The sequence below is a fragment of the Flavobacterium sp. AJR genome, assembly GCF_002156885.1.
In the GTDB taxonomy this organism is placed as follows: Bacteria; Bacteroidota; Bacteroidia; order Flavobacteriales; family Flavobacteriaceae; genus Flavobacterium.
The window spans coordinates 1-2,712 of record NZ_NCWQ01000172.1 but is presented as its reverse complement, the minus strand read 5'-3'; the positions used below and the strand labels follow the sequence as shown (position 1 = coordinate 2,712).

Genomic DNA, 2,712 nt, shown 5'->3' with positions numbered 1-2,712 from the left:
AAAGTATTAGCATGCGGAACAATACTGGTACATAATGCATTCTCTCCTAATGGCGATAGCTTCAATAATAAATTTGTTATCGACAATATAGAAGACACAGTATGTTATCCAGATAATACTGTCGAAATATATAACCGTTGGGGAGTACTAGTATTTGAAACTAGAAATTATAACAATACAACAAATGCTTTTGACGGTATTTCAAGAGGAAGAACAACCGTAAAACAATCAGACGGTCTTCCTTCAGGAACTTACTTTTATATTCTAAATTACACTTCTGTGGATGGAAACGGTGCAATTCAGACGAATAAAAAAGATGGCTATCTATATCTTTCCAGATAAGCAAAATGCCATCTTGATAATATATAATCAAGATGGCATTTAATTAAAAAATTCGCATTTTAAACTTACGAATTAATATACACTTGTTTTTTAAGATTAAAGGGTAATGACAATAATAACATAATATACACCTACTATGAGAACAAAATTATTTTCTTTCGTTTTGATGTTTACAGCTATAGTAAGTTACGCACAACAAGATGCACAGTTTACACAATATATGTACAACACCATAAATATCAACCCAGCTTATGCAGGGTCACGAGGAGCTCTAAGTATTTTTGGTTTATACCGTACGCAATGGGTCGGACTTGATGGCGCCCCAGAAACTAGTAGTTTTTCGGTAAACACCCCAATAAATAACAGTAATCTAGGATTAGGAGTGTCATTGGTTAATGACAAAATTGGACCTACAAATGAAAATACTTTTTCTGTAGACCTTTCCTATACCATACAAACATCCGCAGATTTTAAACTATCTTTTGGTATTAAAGGTTCAGCTAATTTATTCAATCTGGATGTCAACAAATTAAATCCAGCTGATCAAGGCGATCCTCAATTTCAGAATTTAGATAATGTATTCAAACCAAACATTGGAGCTGGTGTCTATTGGCACTCAGATAAAGTATACATAGGTCTGTCAATTCCAAATTTCATCGAAACCAATCGTTATGATGATAATGATATTGTAATATATAAGGATAAAATAAATTACTATTTTATGGCAGGATATGTATTTGATTTGGGACCTGAGTTAAAATTCAAACCAGCAGCACTTATAAAAATGGTAGAAGGTGCACCATTACAGGCAGATGTTTCGGCAAATTTCATGTTTATCGATAAGTTTGTTGTAGGAGTTGCTTACAGATGGAGTGCTTCACTAAGTGCTATGGTAGGTTTTCAGGTTAGCGATGGACTATATATAGGCTATGGTTATGATCGTGAAACGACCAACTTAGATAATTATAATTCTGGCTCACATGAAATATTCCTGCGCTATGAATTATTCAAAAACAATGGTAAAATGACAACTCCTCGTTTCTTCTAAAAATATTTATCATGAAAAATTATATACTCCTTTGCATAATAATAGTACGTGTTTTTTCATTTAACAGTTATTCGCAACAAGGCAAAATAGCTGCTGGCGATAAAAAGTACGATAACTACGCATACATAGATGCCATTAAAACTTATGAGCGTGTAGCCGAAAAAGGATACAAATCTGAAGATATGTTCAAGAAGTTAGGTAACTCATTTTACTTTAATTCCGAGTTTGATAAGGCCGCAAAATGGTATGGTGAATTATTTGCCATGAATACCGAGGTAGAACCTGAGTATTATTACCGATACGCACAATCATTAAAATCTACCGGAGATGTTGTTAAGGCTAATCAAATGCTTGATTTATTTAATCAAAAGTCAAAAAATGACAATAGAGCTAAATTGTATGAAGAAAGCAAAAACTATCTTGATGAAATTAAAGCTAATTCGGGACGCTATAACATAGGACCAACTGGTATAAACAGTAAATATTCTGACTATGGAACTGCATTTTATCAAAACAAAATTGTTTTTGCCTCGGCAAGAGATACGGGTAATTTTAATCAACGAATACACAAATGGACTGGTGAGCATTTCACCAATCTATATCAGTCAGATGTAGATCAGGATTTTAATCCCAATGCACCTAAAAAATTCAAGTCTAGAATAAACTCAAAATTTCATGAATCCACTCCTACTTTTACAAAAGATGGAAAGACAGTTTATTTTACAAGAAACAATTACATTGATGGAAAAAAGGGAAAAGATGAAAATAAAATTACTTTAGTAAAAATATACAAAGCGACACTTGAAAACAATGAATGGACTAACATAAAGGAGGTTCCTTTTAATAGTAATAATTACAGCACGGCACATCCTGCCTTGAGTCCAGATGAAAAAACATTATATTTTGCATCGGATATGCCAGGAACATACGGACAATCGGATATCTATAAAATAAGTATCAATGATAATGGTGAATTTGGAACACCAATAAATTTAGGTTCATCGGTTAATACTGAAGGAAAAGAAACTTTTCCATATGTAACCGACGAAAAGGAAATTTATTTTTCCTCAGATGGACGCCCCGGACTTGGAGGATTAGATGTTTTTGTTGGAAAAATAGCTGACGATGGCACAATAAGCAATGTTCAAAATATTGGAGCAGATATTAATTCTCCCAAAGATGATTTTGCTTATATAATTGACACCAAATCCAGGAGAGGATTTTTTACATCTAACAAAGATGGCGGACTGGGATCTGATGATATCTATAAATTTTTAGAAACAAGAAAGTTATACTGCATTCAGGAATTATACGGAGTCATA

Annotated in this window: 3 protein-coding genes; all 3 read left to right on the top strand. The window is 33.0% G+C overall.

All coding sequences use genetic code 11. The features are described from left to right. Positions 1-342, top strand: a 342-nt coding sequence (locus tag B8T70_RS23315; protein WP_133059423.1) for a gliding motility-associated C-terminal domain-containing protein, incomplete at its 5' end; no start/stop codon positions are given. A 136-nt stretch (positions 343-478) separates the two neighbouring features. Further along, positions 479-1,390 carry a type IX secretion system membrane protein PorP/SprF gene (locus B8T70_RS23310; RefSeq protein ID WP_086896418.1) on the top strand — a complete coding sequence of 304 codons (912 nt, stop codon included), beginning with the start codon at positions 479-481 and terminating at the stop codon, positions 1,388-1,390. Positions 1,391-1,401: 11 nt separating this feature from the next. Further along, the coding region (locus B8T70_RS23305; RefSeq protein WP_086896417.1) for a PD40 domain-containing protein at positions 1,402-2,712 on the top strand (1,311 nt) is incomplete at its 3' end.

Coding starts and splice junctions, on each gene's coding strand:
- B8T70_RS23310 (WP_086896418.1), top strand. CDS start 479: ATGAGAACAAAATTATTTTCTTTCGTTTTGATGTTTACAGCTATAGTA.